The sequence below is a fragment of the Mesorhizobium sp. M0938 genome (assembly GCF_040319125.1).
Classification (GTDB): Bacteria; Pseudomonadota; Alphaproteobacteria; order Rhizobiales; family Rhizobiaceae; genus Mesorhizobium; species Mesorhizobium robiniae.
On record NZ_JAMYNS010000020.1, the window covers coordinates 81809 to 98279 of the forward strand.

General features: G+C 63.1%; 20 protein-coding genes and 1 tRNA gene. 11 read left to right on the forward strand and 10 right to left on the reverse strand.

All coding sequences use genetic code 11. The features are described from left to right. Positions 1-18 precede the first annotated feature (18 nt). From minC to NKH73_RS32625, 5 genes are all read left to right on the forward strand, one after another. Entirely contained in the window at positions 19-780 is a 762-nt protein-coding gene (minC, locus tag NKH73_RS27610) for a septum site-determining protein MinC (protein ID WP_352937648.1), read from the forward strand. Between the two features lie 29 nt (positions 781-809). Further along, positions 810-1625 (forward strand): septum site-determining protein MinD, encoded by an 816-nt coding sequence (gene minD, locus NKH73_RS27615; RefSeq protein WP_352937649.1) that lies wholly within the window; start codon positions 810-812, stop codon positions 1623-1625. After that, positions 1622-1894, forward strand: coding sequence for a cell division topological specificity factor MinE (minE, locus tag NKH73_RS27620; RefSeq protein WP_352937650.1), 273 nt, complete (start codon positions 1622-1624; stop codon positions 1892-1894). Before minD ends, minE begins: the two co-directional genes overlap by 4 nt. Before the next feature lie 361 nt (positions 1895-2255). Next, entirely contained in the window at positions 2256-3128 is an 873-nt protein-coding gene (locus tag NKH73_RS27625; RefSeq protein WP_502894031.1) for an EamA family transporter, read from the forward strand. A gap of 178 nt (positions 3129-3306) precedes the next feature. Beyond that, positions 3307-3468 (forward strand): exopolysaccharide production repressor protein, encoded by a 162-nt coding sequence (locus NKH73_RS32625; RefSeq protein ID WP_502894033.1) that lies wholly within the window; start codon positions 3307-3309, stop codon positions 3466-3468. Between the two features lie 376 nt (positions 3469-3844). Here NKH73_RS32625 and yghU read toward each other — a convergent pair whose 3' ends face one another. Next, entirely contained in the window at positions 3845-4711 is an 867-nt protein-coding gene (gene yghU, locus NKH73_RS27630; RefSeq protein ID WP_352937653.1) for a glutathione-dependent disulfide-bond oxidoreductase, read from the reverse strand. A gap of 289 nt (positions 4712-5000) precedes the next feature. Between yghU and NKH73_RS27635 the strand changes: the two genes are divergently transcribed. Both NKH73_RS27635 and NKH73_RS27640 read left to right on the forward strand, forming a co-directional pair. Beyond that, positions 5001-5903: a S1C family serine protease gene (locus NKH73_RS27635; protein WP_352937654.1), complete on the forward strand. Its 903-nt coding sequence runs from the start codon at positions 5001-5003 to the stop codon at positions 5901-5903. Positions 5904-5925: 22 nt separating this feature from the next. Continuing rightward, positions 5926-6867 carry a LysR family transcriptional regulator gene (locus NKH73_RS27640; RefSeq protein ID WP_352937655.1) on the forward strand — a complete coding sequence of 314 codons (942 nt, stop codon included), beginning with the start codon at positions 5926-5928 and terminating at the stop codon, positions 6865-6867. On the opposite strand, the gene NKH73_RS27645 is transcribed toward NKH73_RS27640, so the two are convergent. From NKH73_RS27645 to NKH73_RS27655, 3 genes are all read right to left on the reverse strand, one after another. Continuing rightward, positions 6818-7540: an SDR family oxidoreductase gene (locus NKH73_RS27645; RefSeq protein ID WP_502894024.1), complete on the reverse strand. Its 723-nt coding sequence runs from the start codon at positions 7538-7540 to the stop codon at positions 6818-6820. The genes NKH73_RS27640 and NKH73_RS27645 overlap by 50 nt on opposite strands. A gap of 119 nt (positions 7541-7659) precedes the next feature. After that, the gene (locus NKH73_RS27650) at positions 7660-8262 is read right to left on the reverse strand and encodes a hypothetical protein (RefSeq protein WP_352937709.1); all 603 of its coding nucleotides are present in this window, start codon (positions 8260-8262) and stop codon (positions 7660-7662) included. Positions 8263-8403: 141 nt separating this feature from the next. Continuing rightward, the gene (locus NKH73_RS27655; protein WP_352937658.1) at positions 8404-9309 is read right to left on the reverse strand and encodes a LysR family transcriptional regulator; all 906 of its coding nucleotides are present in this window, start codon (positions 9307-9309) and stop codon (positions 8404-8406) included. A 100-nt stretch (positions 9310-9409) separates the two neighbouring features. On the opposite strand from NKH73_RS27655, the gene NKH73_RS27660 reads away from it, so the two are divergent. From NKH73_RS27660 to NKH73_RS27675, 4 genes are all read left to right on the forward strand, one after another. Continuing rightward, on the forward strand, positions 9410-10150 hold the full coding sequence (locus NKH73_RS27660; RefSeq protein WP_352937659.1) for an SDR family oxidoreductase: 741 nt from the start codon (positions 9410-9412) through the stop codon (positions 10148-10150). A 33-nt stretch (positions 10151-10183) separates the two neighbouring features. Continuing rightward, on the forward strand, positions 10184-10381 hold the full coding sequence (locus tag NKH73_RS27665) for a tautomerase family protein (protein ID WP_352937661.1): 198 nt from the start codon (positions 10184-10186) through the stop codon (positions 10379-10381). Positions 10382-10553: 172 nt separating this feature from the next. Then, positions 10554-11153, forward strand: a complete 600-nt coding sequence (locus tag NKH73_RS27670) for a YdeI/OmpD-associated family protein (protein WP_352937662.1) — start codon at positions 10554-10556, stop codon at positions 11151-11153. A 162-nt stretch (positions 11154-11315) separates the two neighbouring features. Next, positions 11316-13412, forward strand: coding sequence for an EAL domain-containing protein (locus NKH73_RS27675; RefSeq protein WP_352937663.1), 2097 nt, complete (start codon positions 11316-11318; stop codon positions 13410-13412). Positions 13413-13515: 103 nt separating this feature from the next. On the opposite strand, the gene NKH73_RS27680 is transcribed toward NKH73_RS27675, so the two are convergent. The 6 genes from NKH73_RS27680 to NKH73_RS27705 all read right to left on the reverse strand — a co-directional run bounded on the left by NKH73_RS27680 (position 13516) and on the right by NKH73_RS27705 (position 16320). After that, positions 13516-13701 carry a hypothetical protein gene (locus NKH73_RS27680; RefSeq protein ID WP_352937664.1) on the reverse strand — a complete coding sequence of 62 codons (186 nt, stop codon included), beginning with the start codon at positions 13699-13701 and terminating at the stop codon, positions 13516-13518. A gap of 181 nt (positions 13702-13882) precedes the next feature. Beyond that, positions 13883-14038 carry a hypothetical protein gene (locus NKH73_RS27685; RefSeq protein ID WP_352937665.1) on the reverse strand — a complete coding sequence of 52 codons (156 nt, stop codon included), beginning with the start codon at positions 14036-14038 and terminating at the stop codon, positions 13883-13885. Positions 14039-14252: 214 nt separating this feature from the next. Next, a complete protein-coding gene (locus NKH73_RS27690; protein WP_352937666.1) occupies positions 14253-14435 on the reverse strand; it encodes a DUF3606 domain-containing protein in 183 nt (60 codons plus the stop codon). A gap of 113 nt (positions 14436-14548) precedes the next feature. Continuing rightward, a tRNA-Gln gene (locus NKH73_RS27695) sits at positions 14549-14622 on the reverse strand. Between the two features lie 138 nt (positions 14623-14760). Further along, entirely contained in the window at positions 14761-15294 is a 534-nt protein-coding gene (locus NKH73_RS27700) for a hypothetical protein (RefSeq protein WP_352937667.1), read from the reverse strand. 555 nt (positions 15295-15849) lie between these two features. Further along, on the reverse strand, positions 15850-16320 hold the full coding sequence (locus tag NKH73_RS27705) for an Lrp/AsnC family transcriptional regulator (protein WP_352937668.1): 471 nt from the start codon (positions 16318-16320) through the stop codon (positions 15850-15852). Between the last annotated feature and the right edge of the window lie 151 nt (positions 16321-16471).

Here is a 16471-nt window from a genome sequence, read left to right on the forward strand (position 1 = left end):
AGTAAGGAATCGCTGTCCGTGACCTTCGCCGCCCCCGTCGAGACCAAGTCCATTCGCTTTCGCGCCCGCTCCTTTGTCGCCTTCACGCTCACCCCGGAGGCGCCGCTTTCGGAGTGGCTGGAGAGCCTCGATCGCTGGATCGGCAATTCTCCTGGCTACTTTGCCGGCCGGCCGGTGGTGCTTAATCTCAATACGTTAAAGCCGGAGGTCGGTCAGATCGAAACGCTGGTTGCTGAGCTTGGCCTGCGCGGCATCCGCATCTATGCCATCGAGCTCGACGGCAGCACCGCACTTGAGTCCAATCTGCCGCCCGTGCTGATCGGCGCCAAGGAGGCCACCGCCGCGCTGCTCATGCAGGCCGACAGCAAGGGCAGGCCGGAAGAGACGGGCAAGCCAGAAGAAGGCAAGGCGGAAGAGGGTAAGCAGCCGGAAGACAGGCAGCAGGAAGCGCCGGCGACGCTGATGGTGAAGACGCCGATCCGCTCGGGCCAGTCGGTCTTCCACGCGCACGGCGATGTCATCGTGCTGGGTTCCGTCGCCTCCGGGTCCGAGATCGTCGCCGCCGGCTCCATCCATGTTTACGGCACGCTGCGCGGGCGAGCGTCGGCCGGCGTGCTCGGCCATTCGGCGGCGCGCATCTTCTGCCGCAAAAACGAGGCCGAACTGCTGTCGGTCGACGGCTGGTATTGCACCGCCGAGGAGATGGAGCCGTCCTTGCGCGGCAAAGCGGTCCAGGCCTTTCTCGAAAAAGACACGCTGCGCATCGCGCCGTTCAATTGACGATCCCAACAACAATAATGGAGGCATATATGGGCAAGGTAGTGGTGGTCACCTCAGGCAAGGGAGGCGTCGGCAAGACGACCTCGACGGCCGCCCTTGGTGCCGCGGTAGCGAGAACCGGCAAGAAGGTGGCGCTGGTCGACTTCGATGTGGGTTTAAGGAATCTCGATCTGATCATGGGCGCCGAGCGGCGGGTGGTGTTCGATCTGGTCAACGTCATCCAGGGAACGGCCAAGCTGTCGCAGGCGCTGATCCGCGACAAGCGGGTCGAGACGCTGTTCCTGCTGCCGGCCTCGCAGACGCGCGACAAGGATGCGCTGACCGAGGAGGGCGTCGGCGAGGTGATCGACAAGCTGCGCTCGGTGTTCGACTACGTCTTCTGCGACAGCCCGGCGGGCATCGAGCGCGGTGCGCAGCTCGCCATGCGCTTTGCCGACGAGGCGGTCATCGTCACCAATCCTGAGGTCAGTTCGGTGCGCGATTCCGATCGCATCATCGGTCTGCTCGATGCGAGAACCGTGAAGGCCGAGCGGGGCGAGCAGATCGCCAAGCATGTGCTGGTGACGCGCTACGATGCGGCCCGTGCGGCGCGCGGCGAAATGCTCTCGATCGACGACGTTCTGGAGATCCTGTCGACGCCGCTCCTGGGCATCATTCCCGAGAGCCAGGATGTGCTCAAGGCCTCCAACCTTGGTTCGCCGGTGACGCTCAGCGATCCCACCAATGCCGCCGCCCGCGCCTATATCGAGGCGGCCAAACGGCTCGAGGGCGAGGAGCTGCCGGTCGTCGTGCCGTTCGAGCGCAAGGGTTTCCTCGACCGGATCTTTGGAAGGAGGGCAGCATGAACCTGTTGGACCTTTTCAAGCGGCGCGGCAGCGCGCCGGTGGCGCGCGAGCGGCTGCAGGTGCTGCTCGCCTATGAGCGCCGCAGCCGCAGCCAACCCGATCTCGTCTCCATCTTGCGCGAGGAGATCATGGCCGTCATCGCCAGGCATGTGCAGATCGACCAGGATTATCTGCAGGTCTCGATGGAGCGCGGCGAGACGATGTCGACGCTGGATATCGACATCCAAATCCCCAACAAGAGCGCAAGGCCAATGGCGATGTCGGCCTGAGCTCGCAAAGTTCGGGCCCGCCGCGATCCTTCGCGCCCCCTCTGGCCTGCCGGCCATCTCCCCCACTTGGGGGAGATCGGCAGCTTTGGCGCTCCGCGCCCTCTTGCACCGTTGCAGATTGGCGAAAGCCGGCGAAACATCCGATCTCCCCCCAAGTGGGGGAGATGTCCGGCAGGACAGAGGAGGGCGCTGTCCCGCCTGCGTATCAAGTATATCGCCTGAGCGGCAGCCGCCGTCAGCGTCCCTTGCCCCACCCAACCACCTCTCGCTGCCTCACGACAGCCAAGCCCATTGGTTCTATCTCCGCCGCATGCCGTCGCGCATAGCCCGGCGGCAGGGAGGACCAACCACAGTGACGTCGATGCCGGTTATCAAGCCTGTTTCCGCACCCTTGCCCATCGCGGCGCTGCTCGGTGCCATGGTGTCGATCCAGATCGGCGCGGCTTTCGCCAAGGGCCTGTTTCCACTGGTCGGCGCGCAAGGCACGACGGCGCTGCGGCTGGTGGTCGGCGCGCTGATGCTGGCGGCGGTGCTGCGGCCTTGGCGGGTGCGGCCGTCCAAAGCCGTCTGGCCGTGGCTGGCCGCCTATGGGGTGACGCTCGCCGCGCTCAACCTTTTGTTCTACGCGGCGCTCAAGACGATCCCGCTCGGCATCGCGGTGGCGCTCGAATTTACCGGTCCGCTTCTGGTCGCGACGCTATCGTCGCGGCGCGGCAGCGACTTCGCCTGGGTGGCCCTTGCCGTCGCCGGCATCGTTTTGCTGTCGCCCCTCGTGCATTCGCGCCAGGCGCTCGATCCGGCCGGCGTGATGCTGGCGCTGGCGGCCGGCGGCTTCTGGGCGCTCTACATCGTGTTCGCGCAGAAGGCGGGCGCCGAACTCGGCGGCCAGACCACGGCTTATGGCCTGGCAATCGCCGCAGTGCTTGCGCTGCCGTTCGGCGTGGCCGAGGCTGGGCCGGCGCTGGTCGCGCCGTCGATCCTGGCCGGCGCCCTGCTGGTCGGGCTGTTTTCCAGCGCGCTGCCGTTCTGGCTGGAGATGGTGGCGCTGACCAGGATGCCCGCCAGGCTCTACGGCACGCTGACCTGCCTGGAGCCGGCGCTGGGCGCGCTGGCGGGGTTCCTGTTCCTGCACGAGATCCTCACCGGGCTGCAGTGCCTGGGGGTAGCCGCCGTCATAGCCGCTGCCTTCGGCGCCACCGTGACGAACAAGCCGCCGGTGCCTTCGCCCGAATAGGCCTCAACCAACGATTGTGCCAAGCATGGGCACACTTCAGGCCGGTTTGCCACTTGCGCAACCATTGAAAGGGTGAAAACGTTGGCTTGGGGTAAATGGGCAAGGGGGGTCGCCGCGGCTGTTGCAAGCTCCGGGACGACCTTGAAAAGCGATGAATTTTCCACAGTTCCTGGTGGGGATGACCACCGCGTCACTCGTCGTGGCACTCTCGACTTTTTTGACGACCGGTTCAATCTGGAAGGCGCTGGGTTGGACAGTCCTGACCTGGATCGTTTTGCAGGTTGGATATTTTGTGTTCGTCGTCCGGCTGATCTATAGAGGGCGAAAGACACACAGGTGATCCGCAACCCGCTGTCTGGCCGGACCGTCGGTATCCGGGCGTGTCGAGATTCAGATCCAGGCGGGCTGAATATCTATATGCTTAGATCATAATGTAGCTAAAATAGACAATATGGTCTAAGCCTTTTGAAGCCGGACATGTTCGGTTCTGGAAATGTGCTTTGGACGTTCTATTACTTTAGTCAACCAGTATATATTTCCTGATACATATACCTGGGTTGGGCCACGCGGAAGCCTGCCTGAGGCTCGTGCAATCGCTACCCCAGAAGATAAAGGACGCTTCTTGCCCGACCGGCTCCGGATATCCGCGGTCGAGACGAGGCGGGCGAATGACGCTGCGATCTCCCGCACGAGCGGGAGATCGGCAGCGTCGCCGCTCACTCCGCCGCCAGCTTGTCTTGCGTCTTGGTGTCGAAATCGCTGGCGTCGTGGCGCTCGTGGAGCTGCATCGCCGGCTCGCCAAAGGCGCGGTTGACCATGCGTCCGCGCTGTACGGCCGGTCGCGCATCGATCGCGGCGGCCCAGCGCTGCACGTTCTTATATTCCTGGACCGACAGGAACTCGCCGGAATCATTGTACATGCGCCCGAGCGCCAGCCCGCCATACCACGGCCACACCGCCATGTCGGCGATGGTGTAGTCGGCCCCAGCCAGATATTCAGTCTCGGCCAGGCGCCGATCAAGCACATCAAGCTGGCGCTTGGTCTCCATGGCGAAGCGGTCGATGGCATATTCGATCTTTTCCGGCGCATAGGCGTAGAAATGGCCGAAGCCGCCGCCGAGATAGGGCGCCGAGCCCATCTGCCAGAACAGCCATGACAGGGTTTCAGCGCGCGCCGGCTGCTCGGTCGGCTGGAATTCGCCGAATTTTTCGGCCAGATGCACCAGGATAGAGCCGGATTCGAAGACGCGGATCGGCTTTGGCCCGCTGCGGTCCATCAGCGCCGGGATTTTTGAGTTGGGATTGACCTCGACGAAGCCGCTGCCGAACTGGTCGCCGTCGTTGATCCTGATCAGCCAGGCGTCATATTCGGCGCCTTTGTGGCCGAGCGCCAAGAGTTCCTCCAGCATGATCGTCACCTTGACGCCGTTCGGCGTCGCCAGTGAATAGAGCTGCAGCGGATGCTTGCCGACGGGCAGCTCCTTGTCATGCGTCGGGCCGGCGATCGGCCGGTTGATGCTGGCGAAGGCGCCGCCATTCTCCTTGTTCCAGGTCCATACTTTCGGCGGAGTGTATTCGGTCATCTCGGGAGGCCTTGTGTTGGGAAGGGCGTGGGAAGTTCAGCTTGCGCAACGAAAGAGGAGCGAGGATGGAGCAGGCTCATCCACACACGGATACAGATAGCGTGGCGATACAGGTAGTGCGGACAGCAGGAAGTTCAACTTGTGTTGAACTATTATCGATGCTGCGTGCCGATCCACGTTCCCCCCTGGTAAGGGCCCACCGATGCCCTTGCGCCTCGTCACATGCGCCATACCTATAGGAGATATCAGGCCTTTGGCGGCCGCCATGAATATTGCCGGGATTGAAAGCATGACTATCGATACAATTTTGCGGTCCATCGTGGCGGTGCGCGCTTCGATTCCCGACGACGCCTTCACTGCCAATGCGCTGGGCACGAGCCGGGAAGGCAGCGGCGTGGTCATTCGCGACGACGGGCTGGTGCTCACCATCGGCTATCTCATCACCGAGGCGGAAGAAGTCTGGCTGACCGACCACAATGGGCGTGTGGTCCCCGCGCACGCGCTCGCCTACGACCAGGAAACCGGCTTCGGCCTGGTGCAGGCGCTGGCGCCGCTCGGCCTGCCCGCGGTGGCCCTCGGCGACGCGGCCAGGGCCAAGGCCGGCGATCCCGTCGTGCTGGCCGACGGCATCGGCCAGTCGGTCAGCGCGCACATCGTCACCAAGCAGGAATTCGCCGGCTATTGGGAGTATCTGCTCGACGAGGCGATCTTCACCGCGCCGGCCCATCCGTCATGGGGAGGTGCGGCACTCATCGGGCAGGATGGCAGGCTGCTCGGCATCGGTTCGCTGCGCCTGCAGATGAGCCGCGCCGGCGAGATCGCCGATATCAACATGGTGGTGCCGATCGACCTTCTGCCGCCCATCCTCGACGATCTCTTGACACGCGGCCAAGTTGCCAAGCCACCGCGCCCGTGGCTAGGCGCGTTCTCCGCCGAGAGCAATGGCGAGGTCGTGGTGATGAGTGTTGCCGAAGGCAGCCCGGCCGCCGAAGCCGGCCTGCGCCAGGGCGACATCATCTCGGATGTGCGCGACGGCGAAGTCGACGGGCTCGCCGACTTCTACCGCAAGCTGTGGCAGAACCCGGCGGGCGCCGAGATCCCGTTGCGGGTGGTGCGCGACGGCCGCGAGACCTGGCTGCGCGTCAAGTCGGCCGACCGCAACAGCTTTCTCAAGAAACCGCAGCTGCAGTAAAGCAGGCAATACCGGTCACCTGATGCATCCAAGGCTGCTCAAGACGTTCCTCGCGGTTGCGCGATGTCGAAACATCACCCGCGCCGCAGAGGAGATCCACCTTGCGCAATCGAGCGTGAGCGATCAGATCCAGACGCTTGAGAACGAGCTTGGCACGGTGCTGTTCACGCGGTCGAAGCAAGGCCTGCAGCTGACGCCGGCGGGCACCACGCTGATGCCTTATGCGCAAGGTATTCTGATGCTGGCCGAAGAGGCACGGGCGGCTGTGGACGTAACTGCCGAACACACCGCCGGATCGGTGACGATCGGCGCATTGGAGACGATCGCCTCGGCGAAGCTTGCGCGGTGGCTGCCGGATTTCCAGGCCGCCCGTCCCGACATCGAGCTTCGGCTGACGGTCGCGGGCAGCGGCGATCTCATGCGCAAGCTGAAAGATGGCGACATCGACGTCGCCTTCTGCTTCGACAGGGACGGTTTCGACAAGGCCGACGAGCACCTCGCCAAGCGGACGCTATCGGCGGAACCATTGATCCTTATCGTTCCTCCTGAGGAAGCAGCGATGAGAGGCGATCTCACGGCGCTTGGCAATATGCGCTTCGTGGTCACCGAAGCCGGATGCATCTATCGGCACCTGTTCGAAAAGGCTTTTGCCGAGGCGGGCATCGTATCGCCAAGGCTCGCCGCCGAAGTCGGCAGCATCGGCACGATCGTACGCCTGGTGGCGGCCGGCACTGGCCTCGGTCTGGTGCCGCGCCTGGCGGTGGTCGAGGCGCTTGATCGTGGCGAGGTCATCGAAATGCCCTGGCCGGGTCCGGTTGGCACGGCGTCGTTCGCCATGATCTGGCGCCGCAGACGGGTTCAGCCGCCCGCATTGAAACTGCTGCTGGCGGCCGCGGGCGCCAATTTCGCGCCGGTCAGACCAGCCGATGTCCGCCCTCGACATGCAGTGTCGTCCCTGTCGTGAAAGCGTTGCCCATCAGGAAGCAGATGGCGTCGGCGATGTCGTCGGGTTGTCCGACCCGCCCAACCGGCAGCCGCTCTGCCATCGCATTCAGGGTTTCGTCCTTCCTGTCACCGGCAACGAAACCCCAGATCGGCGTATCGACCCAGCCAGGCGAGACGGCGTTGACGCGGATGGGCGCCAGTTCGACGGCGAGCGCTCGCACGAGCCCCTCCAGTGCCGCATTGACGGCGGCGACGACCGAGCCTCGCGCCGACGGCCGATAGGCCGCGATGCCGGACGTGAAGGTGATCGAGCCCGTGGCTGAGAGTATGGGCGCGCCATGCTTGGCCAGCAGCAGCGGCCCGTAGAATTTGCTTTCCACCACTCTCTGCGCCGCCTTCAGCTCGAGCGCAGGCAAGAGCTCATAGGCGCCTTCGATATCGGCTGCGGTGCTGACGATATGGTCGAGCCGGCCGATCCGCCTGAACAAAGCGGCGACCTGGTCCTCCCGGATGATATCGACCGCGACCGTGTCCAGTGTGGCAGGATTGCCCAGTTGCTCGCGGGCGCGCTTCAGCCTGTCCTCGTTGCGCCCGGCAATTATGACCTCGGCGCCAGCCTCGAGACACCGCCTTGCCAGCGCCAGACCCATCCCGGAACTGCCGCCGACGACCAGAACTTTCCTGTTTCCCATATCCGCCATCCTTCGCTTCCACAGACGATCACTTCGTCAGGGAAGTCGCAGGTCAGGGCTCGAAGCGGAAACGGAAGAAAACGATAGTGCTATCGGAAAATCCGATGGTGCGGCGTGCCTCACGCGCCGCAGGCGCTGAAGCCCATTCCGGGGCTCCACTCCGAAAAGGCAATGACCTTGCCTTCCACCGCCACGGTCTTCTGCTTTGTGGTGCCATCGGGCTGCATCTTGCTGCTTTTGCCCTTGCCGGTCAAAACATTGTAGTCGCAGTCGCTTGCGACATTGTCCTCAAGATAATCGTGATAGTTATAGGCAAAACCGGCGACGATGAAGGCATCGTTGCGGTATGCGAGCGTCAGCGTCTGGTTGGTTCGTTTACTACCAACCGGCATTGCCGGCAGATCCAGCTTGATCGAGCCGTTCGGCAATGCGGCCAGCCCCGGCTCGGTGTCGGAAGCCTCATAGCCCGGCCGGTCGTAACCGTTCCACTCCCCGTAGATCTGCTCACGCACGATGCCGGCAGGCTTGAGAAAATCGGCCTCGCGGTCCCTGAGGAAGAAATACATGTCCATCGGGTCGCCGGGCTTGGTCTCGACGATCATCACCAGATCGACGGCGCCGTCGCCATTCCAGTCGCCAGTCAGCGCGGTGATGATCTTCTGGGTTTCGATGGGTTCCGCCAGGGCTATGGTTGGCACCAGCAGCATCAGACCGAACAGCATCGCTCGCACGGCAATATATCCCCCAGTTGAAGCCCGCCGCCATGGCCGGTTCTGCCAGGGAGATTCCTACAGTACGACGGGAAGAACCGCCATGGGCGCGAAGGACCGACCTGCGCAAAGTAGCCGGCGTTCCGGGCATAATCAGGCCCGGCCCGATGTCCCATCCTCGCCAAAAACCCCGATTACCCAGTCGATGAACACCCGTACGCGCGGCGCGAGCTGGCGGTTTTGCGGGTAGAGCGCCGACAGTGGCGTCGGCGACGGCGGATAGTCCGGCAGCACCTCGACCAGCGTGCCGCGCGCGAAATCGCCGGCGAAGCGGTAGTGTGGCGCTTGTACGAGGCCGAAGCCGAGGCGAGCGAGTTCGGCCATCGTGTCGGAGCCGTTGACTGTCACCCGGCTTGGGAGCGCGATGGTGCGCAGCTCGCCGCCAACCGTGAATTCGAGCGGCATGACCTCGCCGGTCCGCGACGAGCGGAAGCCGACCATTGCATGGCCACCGAGATCGTCAGGCGTTGCCGGCACGCCGTGCTTCTCCAGATAGGCGGGGCTGGCGCAGGTCACTTCGCGCAGCGTCGCCACCTTTCGCACGATCATGCCGCTGTCGGCCTGTTCACCGGAACGCAGCACGCAGTCGACGCCTTCGCGCACCAGGTCGACCAGCCGGTCTCCGTCGCCGATATGCAGATCGACCCTGGGGTAGCGGTCGAGGAACTCGGCGAGCCGCGGCAGGATGAAATGGCGAGCCATGAAGCCGTGCACGTCGATCCTGAGCTGCCCTTGCGGCTGCGCCGCCTGAAAGCCGGCCTCGGCATCCTCCACATCTGCCAGGATGGCGAGGCAGCGCTGGTAATAGGCCTGGCCGTCGAGGGTAGGGGTGACGTGGCGCGTGGTGCGCTCGAGCAGCCTGACGCCGAGCCGCGCCTCCAGCTCCTTGATCGCTTCGGTGGCGGTGGATCGCGACAGGCCAAGATCGGCGGCGGCGGCGGTGAAGCTGCCGCGCTCGATCACACGGGAGAGAAGGCGCATCCGGTCGAGACTGTCCATGTCAATTGTTCGCCATATCCGAATGGTGTTGGCAAGACCCGAACGATTATCCCGGTCAATTTATCACCTACCTTCAGTCGACAAGAATTGGAGATCCGTCATGGCTATACAGAATGGAAGGGCGGCGCTGGTGACCGGCGCCTCGAAGGGCATCGGCGCGGAAATCGCCAGAAGGCTGGCTCGCGACGGCTTTTCGGTCGTCGTCAATTACGCCAGAGGCGCTGAAGCCGCCGACAGCGTGGTGCGCGAGATCGACGCGGCGGGCGGCGTGGCAATCGCAGTCCACGCGGATGTCGGCGAGCCCACTGACGTGGCGCGTTTGTTCGACGCTGCCGAGCAGGCCTTCGGCGGGCTCGACGTGCTGGTCAACAATGCTGGGATCATGAAACTTGCGCCGCTCGCTGGGATGGACGACACGGATTTCGACCGGCAGATCGCGGTGAACCTCGGCGGCGTGTTTCGCGGCATGCGCGAAGGCGCCAGGCGGCTTCGCGACGGCGGCCGTATCATCAGCTTCTCGTCCAGCGTCGTCGGACTCTACCAGCCGACCTACGGCGTCTACGCCGCGACCAAGGCCGGCGTCGAGGCGATGACGCATGTGCTTGCCAAGGAACTCGGGCCGCGCGGCATCACCGTCAATGTTGTGGCGCCGGGACCGGTGGCGACCGAGCTGTTCCTCGGCGGCAAGTCCGAGGCGCTCGTTGAAACCATCACCAAGACGATCCCGCTCGGGCGGCTCGGCCAGCCTGCCGACATCGCCGGCGTGGTGTCCTTCCTCGCCGGTCCGGATGGCGGCTGGGTCAACGGCCAGGTGCTGCGCGCCAATGGCGGCACGGTCTGATTTTTCTCCAAAAACCAACAAGGAATCGACGCCATGCCATTCGCAAATTTCAAGATGCCCGAGCGCGCTCTGTCCGCCGGGCAGAAGGAAGACCTCATCCATAAGACCACCGCTTTGTTCGTCGAGATGTTCGGCGAAGGCGTGCGGCCCTACACAATGGTGCTGATCGAGGAAGTCGCCGACGGCGGCTACGGCCGCGCCGACGAAGTGTTCACGATTCCTGGGGATTAGCGGCGGCATCTTGAGCCGTCGGTGACGCTGCCGATCTTCCCCACACGGAGGGAGATTGGCAGCTTCGCTGTCTCGCCAGCCTTGCAACGGTGGCTCCGTTGCTGCTTCATCAAGATGAAGGCGAGGCAGCAAGGAGGAAACCGATGACCACCGCAAAAAGGCCGGCCCGCTAATGGCGCCCATCAAGGTCGATCCTGCCAAGGTCCGCGAGTTCAGCGATGCCGAAAGCTTCTACACCTGGCTCGGTCAGCACCACGACACCGAGACAGAGGTCTGGATCAAGATCCACAAGGTCGGTTCGGGGCTGCCTTCGATCACGCCCAAGGAGGCCATCGACGTCGTTTTGTGCTGGGGCTGGATCGATGCCGTGCGCAAAAGGCTGGACGACAAAAGCTATTTGCAGCGCTACACGCCGCGTGGCAGCAAGAGCATCTGGAGCCAGATCAACGTCGACAACGTCGCCCGGCTGATCGAGCAGGGGCGGATAACCGAGCATGGGCTGAAGCAGGTCGAGGCGGCGAAGGCCGACGGGCGCTGGGCGCGCGCCTATGGAAGCGGCAAGAACATGAAAATGCCCGGCGATTTGCAGGCCGCCATCGATGCCGAGCCCGAGGCCAAGGCGATGCTGGCAACGCTCAGCGCCCAGAACCGTTTCGCGCTCGCCTTCCGCATCCACAACATGAAGACCGAGGCCGGACGCGAGAAGAAGATCGCGGCGTTTGTCGAAATGCTGAAGCGCGGCGAGACGATCTACCCGCAAGGGAAGAAGTGAGGGGTTGTGGCCGGGTGTTCGTGCCACACTTTTCCTGAACCGCTCTAGAAGCACTGCCCCCGTGGCGCCTCCCATACCCCGTCGCCCACTCCTTGCGCAGTAACGGTTTCTTCTTTGCTTTTGCCGCACAATGGCCGCGACGGGTCGGGCGAAGTGCAGGGCATGGCCGAAAAGAAGGATCGCAACGGAGAGTTCTGGGAGCTGGCGCTCGAACGCGCGCATCTTGGAGTCTGGGACTGGGATCTCACGAGCGGCGACTGTTTCTACTCGGCGATGTGGTCGCAGATGCTGGGCTATGGCGAAGGTGAGCTTGCCAAGACAAGCGACCTCTGGCTGCAGCTGACGCACCCAGACGATCGCGAGCGGGCGGTGGCCAGCGGCGAACGCCACATTGCCGGCCTGACCGATTCTATCGAGACCGAACTCAGGCTGAAACACAAATCCGGCCACTGGGTGTGGGTTCTCGATCGCGGCGGTGTGGTCGAGCGCGATGCTGAAGGCCGGCCGATCCGGCTTATGGGCGTCCAGACCGACATCACCAAGCAGAAGCAAGCGGAAGCGGAGCTCGAACAGGTCAATGCTCGATTTCGCCTGGCATTGGCCGCCAGCGGCACCGGGATCTGGCATCACGACCTTGCCGCACACAAAAGCTACTGGGACGAGCGCACCCGGGAAATCTTCGGGCTTGTCGCCGACACCGACGAGGTGTCGAGCGACCTCTGGCACAGCTATCTGCATCCGGACGATAGGGACAACGCCGAGCGGGCCCACAAGGTGCCGTTGCAAACCCAGAAGGTCGTCGCCGTGCAATACCGGATCGTCAAGCGGGACGGCGAGGTCCGACATGTCGAATCGTTGATACGCTTCATCGCCGACGCTCAATCGTCAGGCCAGATCCTGGGCACGGTGCGCGATATCACCGAGACGAAGCAACGCGAGCAGGAACTCGCCCATGCGGCTCATCACGACGCCCTGACCGGCCTTTTGAACCGTGCCGCATTCGACCGGCTGCTGGCCCATCATATCGCAACGGCGCGCCCGCTCGCAGTCTTCTACGTCGATCTCGATTACTTCAAGGCGCTGAACGACTTCGCCGGCCACGCCGCCGGCGACCTCGCGCTGAAGAGTGTCGCCATGGGCATTCTGGGCTGCCTGCCGCCGTCGGCGCATGCCGCGCGCCTTGGCGGCGACGAGTTCGCGCTGCTGGTGCCCGATTGCGATGCAGCGCAAGCCGAGCGTCTGGCTGGCGATGTCCTCGCGGCGGTTCGCGACGCGGACCTAGGCTCGACGGCGACGTCGCGCAAGCTCGCCGCCAGCATCGGCATCGCCTTTGTCGCCGATCAGAATACTGCGGTGGCTGACGCGCTCGCCTGTGCCGACGACGCCTGCTATGCGGCCAAGGCCGCCGGGCGCAATCGCTTCGCGGTGTTCTCCCCCGAGACGACATCCGGCGCCGGCGGCCTCAATGCGGCGCGGCTGGCAGCCGACACTGTCGACGCCATGGAGGACGGGAGGCTGAAACTGTTCGGCCAGGAAATCCACCGGCTCGGAAAATCCTGGGAAGAGAGCCGCCAAGTCGAGGTCCTGGCTCGTCTCGTCGGGCGCAATGGACAGCTGATCCCACCGAGCGAGTTCATCCCGGCAACGGAGCGGTTCGGCGTTGCCTCGCGGCTCGACCGCTGGATCATCAGGACGGCACTCTCGCTTCATGGGCCGGCGCTGAGGTCGGGGGCGCTCACGCTCGGCTTCAACCTTTCGGCGCAGACGCTGAGCGATCCGCAGCTTTGGGATTTCGTCGACGCCGCAATCGACGAGACCGGGGCGCCGCATTCGGGTATCGGCTTCGAGATCACGGAAACCGCTGCGGTCACAAATTTCACGGCTGCCGAACAGTTCGTCCGCAAGGCGCGCGAGCGGCGCTGCCGCGTTAGCCTCGATGATTTCGGGGCGGGCATGAGCTCGTTCGAATATCTCAGGCGCTTTCCCGTCGACGTGATCAAGATCGACGGGTCCTTCATCGAGCATATTGCCGAGAGCCGCTTCGACCGCGAAATCGTCTCGGCCATATCGGGCATCGCCAGAAGCCTCGGCTGCTCCGTGGTGGCGGAGAAGATCGAAGAACAGGATGCGCTCGACATCCTCAGGGATATGGGTGTTGCCTTCGGCCAGGGATTTCTGTTGCACCGGCCGGAGCCGCTGCAAGCGATCGTGGCACGAGCGAGCGCGCAAGTGGCCCTGCCGGCGGGACGGCAAGCGTAGACTAGAGTGGTTCATCGTTTCACGGAAATGCCGAACCGCTCTATCTCTTTGTTTTTGCGCAATTCCGGACGGAAAACCGTTTCACACTTTTCCTGGAATTGCTCTAGTTCTTCCGCTTGGCACCAGATGACGTCGTCGTGCTGACCCAGTCCTGGGCTTCACGCATGATCTTCAGCGCTTCATCCGGCGTCAGGCCGCACTTGCGGGCAAAATAGGTCGCCTCATAGGCTTCCGCTGAAGAGACTGCGGAAATGCTGGAAGGTTCCAGTTTTGACTTCTTCTTCGCCATGCTGGTTCGCCGACTGTGAATCGATTAGTCAGCTAATATAGCACCTTTGTTTGTCAAGGCAAAATCCCGGGCAAATGGCGAGCGGGCAGGTGGGCGAGATCCGCCCGCCGGGCCAATACGCCTTCTGCAGACAAAGGCAGCGTTCCAGGGAGGAAAGTCTATGCTGCTGGCAGCGCTACCATCAGGAGGCTCGGCTCTGCCGGGCCTCGATCGAGGCGGCCTCGGAGTCTGTCTCGTTCAAGAGGCTGCAGAGCGAAACGGCCTCACCGTGACACAGGCCGATCAGCGCAAGCGCCGAGAACTGGGCCGGCAGATCGAGCCTGGTGTCCCAGATCATCCACCGGCCGGTTGGCTCCATGACACATTCAAAGCGCAGTACACGATCCGACATCCGACCCCCAACGATTTCCCGCCTGGGTGGTACCGCGTCAAAGTAAATGAGTTATTGCGTTCTTGAAACCTAGCGTTGAATCCGCTCGACAGCGCCGGCAGGCGGGAACAGGCGGCTTGGTCAACCGGATGATGTCCGGATCGACGAAAGCGGATACGGATCAGGCGTTGCGGCTTGCCATGTGCGCGTCGAGCTTTTTTCTCGAGGGCCCGTACCGTTTGATGATGGTCGCGGCCTCGCTCGGCGGTATACCGTATTTTTTCGCAAAAGCCGCAACGTCGTAAGGCTCCTCGCCGGCGGCCGGTTTGCGATCCTGTTTGGTCTTGGATTTGTCGTCGGCCATGTCGTCCTCCGTCACATCTGGTCGTTATAGGGTCCCTTGGTCCGGCCGACCATCCTTGTGAATTTTAAAAATGTGCTGGCGCGTTGCAGCAGCCTGATCGGCACGGGCGCGGTTGGTTCCCGCTCATGGGCTCGAACCACGATTCACGCCTTCAAAGGGCGCTGTCCTACCATTAGACGAAGCGGGAATAGAGGAAGTGGACGCTGTCTAGCACTTTCTCATTCGCGCATGAAGCCGCTTCATGCCTTCATTCCCGGAAAATGCGCGCCGATCCATGAGCGCGAGAGCTTTCTGGGTCAACCAATGAACTGTCCCGGCCCTCAGCCTAGACCCGGACTATCGCGAGCATCCACGCCAAAAGCTCCAACAACAATAGAAACAAGGCAAGCTGTAGCGCGACGCGCAGGCGCTGAATGATCCGCCAGTTGCTGGCCATGTCGGTTTTAATGCGGAGCGCAAGCGCGCGGTGCATCACATCCATGGTTCCAGAAGGGGTTTGGGTTCCAGAAGGGTCTTGATCGACAAAATCCTGGAGCAGCTGCTCCGGATCGAAGCGGAACGTAAGATTGTAGTAGGGCCACAACATGATCACGACCAGCAGCCCGATCAGGAAAAGCAGCGCCAGCGCCAGCCAGTCCCACGGCCCCAGCCCATCCAGGAGAGCCCTGCCGCCGAGGAGAGAACTCACGAACGCGGTTGCAAAGATCAGATTGCCCGCCCGTGTATTGAGGCTCTCCACCACATTCTGCTGGTGTAGGAGACCACGCACTGCCTCCGCATAAACAAAGGCCAGGCGAGGGTCAGGTGCCGCGGCGGGTTGGGGGTGCCTTTCGCCCGCAGATGAAGGATGCTCGGGCATGAGTGCCGTCCCGCGTTCCAGTATGAACCACGATAAGGACAATGGCAGCTGCCTGTCTACCTCTGCCGCCTGTCAGGGGCTGCCGGCCTTGACGCCAGAACACTCTGCCCCAGATTACCCGGCGGAGTTGCAGATATGCGATACGACTGGCAGGGGCCGCCCAGATTCCTGGAACGGCATTTCGGTATTGTTATTGCAATTGGCCTGGTTGCAGGACTGTCGGTCCTGGCCGTGCTGGGCTACACGCCTTAGAGCCTCGGATTCAGCACCCAAATCCCTAATGTAAGCGAAAAGTAACGGTGCGACGCAACCAGACGGGTGCCACGTGCATTTCAATGCATGACGATGTTTCGCCCCGACAACCCCGCAAAATGCTGCGCCTATTGCGGCGGGCGCGATCATGGCTACGAGGACTGCCCGCAGCGGAAAGCTGACGCCGGATCGCAGAAGGAGCCGGACGTCGATCCAGCCCCAGACCCGGCACGGCGGGCGGACAAGCCCGACAAAACCGCAGCCTGAACCATCCCGCAGATCGGCTCCAAATCGAACGAGCGTCTATCGCTTCTGCGTGTGCCCAACGGCATTGGCGAAAGAAATGTTACCCTTGATCTCGCGCATGGCCATCGAGGTGATCGTCCGGCGCACGCCGGGCAGGCGGCTGAGCTCGACGCGCAGCATCCTGTCCAGCGCCATCATGTCGACTGTCACGATCTGCAGGAGATAGTCGGCTTCGCCTGTCGTGGCGTGGCAGCGCCGGATCAGCGGATGTGCCTGGACCGCGGTCTCGAAGGCTTCGGAAAGCTCGAAATCGATCGACACCTGGATGAAGGCTTCTATGCCGAAGCCGAGTTTGGCCGGGTCGATCCGCGTCGAGTAGCCGCGGATGATGCCGGCGTCCTCCAGCGCCTTGACCCGTTTCCAGCATGGCGTCTTGCTCAAGCCGACCTCGTCGGCGAGCACCGCGAAGGAGATTCGCGCGTCACGTTCCAGCGCCGCGACGATCTTCCGGTCGAGGGCATCCAGCATAACCGTTCTCCAAAATGGCTTTATCAATGGACTTTCGTCCTTCATTTTCCGCCATTTGGATAACAGAAAGGAACAATGTTCAAGCCAAAAGCGCTTATCCTTCAGGCTCGGACTAAACAGATGCCTGAGCCGATGGGCCGGGCAAAGGAGC

Bases quoted from the DNA above. Each gene is read 5' to 3' on its own strand.
- minD (WP_352937649.1), top strand. From the start codon at position 810: ATGGGCAAGGTAGTGGTGGTCACCTCAGGCAAGGGAGGCGTCGGCAAG.
- minE (WP_352937650.1), top strand. From the start codon at position 1,622: ATGAACCTGTTGGACCTTTTCAAGCGGCGCGGCAGCGCGCCGGTGGCG.
- NKH73_RS27625 (WP_502894031.1), top strand. From the start codon at position 2,256: ATGCCGGTTATCAAGCCTGTTTCCGCACCCTTGCCCATCGCGGCGCTG.
- NKH73_RS32625 (WP_502894033.1), top strand. From the start codon at position 3,307: ATGACCACCGCGTCACTCGTCGTGGCACTCTCGACTTTTTTGACGACC.
- yghU (WP_352937653.1), bottom strand. From the start codon at position 4,711: ATGACCGAATACACTCCGCCGAAAGTATGGACCTGGAACAAGGAGAAT.
- NKH73_RS27635 (WP_352937654.1), top strand. From the start codon at position 5,001: ATGACTATCGATACAATTTTGCGGTCCATCGTGGCGGTGCGCGCTTCG.
- NKH73_RS27640 (WP_352937655.1), top strand. From the start codon at position 5,926: ATGCATCCAAGGCTGCTCAAGACGTTCCTCGCGGTTGCGCGATGTCGA.
- NKH73_RS27645 (WP_502894024.1), bottom strand. From the start codon at position 7,540: ATGGGAAACAGGAAAGTTCTGGTCGTCGGCGGCAGTTCCGGGATGGGT.
- NKH73_RS27650 (WP_352937709.1), bottom strand. From the start codon at position 8,262: ATGCTGTTCGGTCTGATGCTGCTGGTGCCAACCATAGCCCTGGCGGAA.
- NKH73_RS27655 (WP_352937658.1), bottom strand. From the start codon at position 9,309: ATGGACAGTCTCGACCGGATGCGCCTTCTCTCCCGTGTGATCGAGCGC.
- NKH73_RS27660 (WP_352937659.1), top strand. From the start codon at position 9,410: ATGGCTATACAGAATGGAAGGGCGGCGCTGGTGACCGGCGCCTCGAAG.
- NKH73_RS27665 (WP_352937661.1), top strand. From the start codon at position 10,184: ATGCCATTCGCAAATTTCAAGATGCCCGAGCGCGCTCTGTCCGCCGGG.
- NKH73_RS27670 (WP_352937662.1), top strand. From the start codon at position 10,554: ATGGCGCCCATCAAGGTCGATCCTGCCAAGGTCCGCGAGTTCAGCGAT.
- NKH73_RS27675 (WP_352937663.1), top strand. From the start codon at position 11,316: ATGGCCGAAAAGAAGGATCGCAACGGAGAGTTCTGGGAGCTGGCGCTC.
- NKH73_RS27680 (WP_352937664.1), bottom strand. From the start codon at position 13,701: ATGGCGAAGAAGAAGTCAAAACTGGAACCTTCCAGCATTTCCGCAGTC.
- NKH73_RS27685 (WP_352937665.1), bottom strand. From the start codon at position 14,038: ATGATCTGGGACACCAGGCTCGATCTGCCGGCCCAGTTCTCGGCGCTT.
- NKH73_RS27690 (WP_352937666.1), bottom strand. From the start codon at position 14,435: ATGGCCGACGACAAATCCAAGACCAAACAGGATCGCAAACCGGCCGCC.
- NKH73_RS27700 (WP_352937667.1), bottom strand. From the start codon at position 15,294: ATGCCCGAGCATCCTTCATCTGCGGGCGAAAGGCACCCCCAACCCGCC.
- NKH73_RS27705 (WP_352937668.1), bottom strand. From the start codon at position 16,320: ATGCTGGATGCCCTCGACCGGAAGATCGTCGCGGCGCTGGAACGTGAC.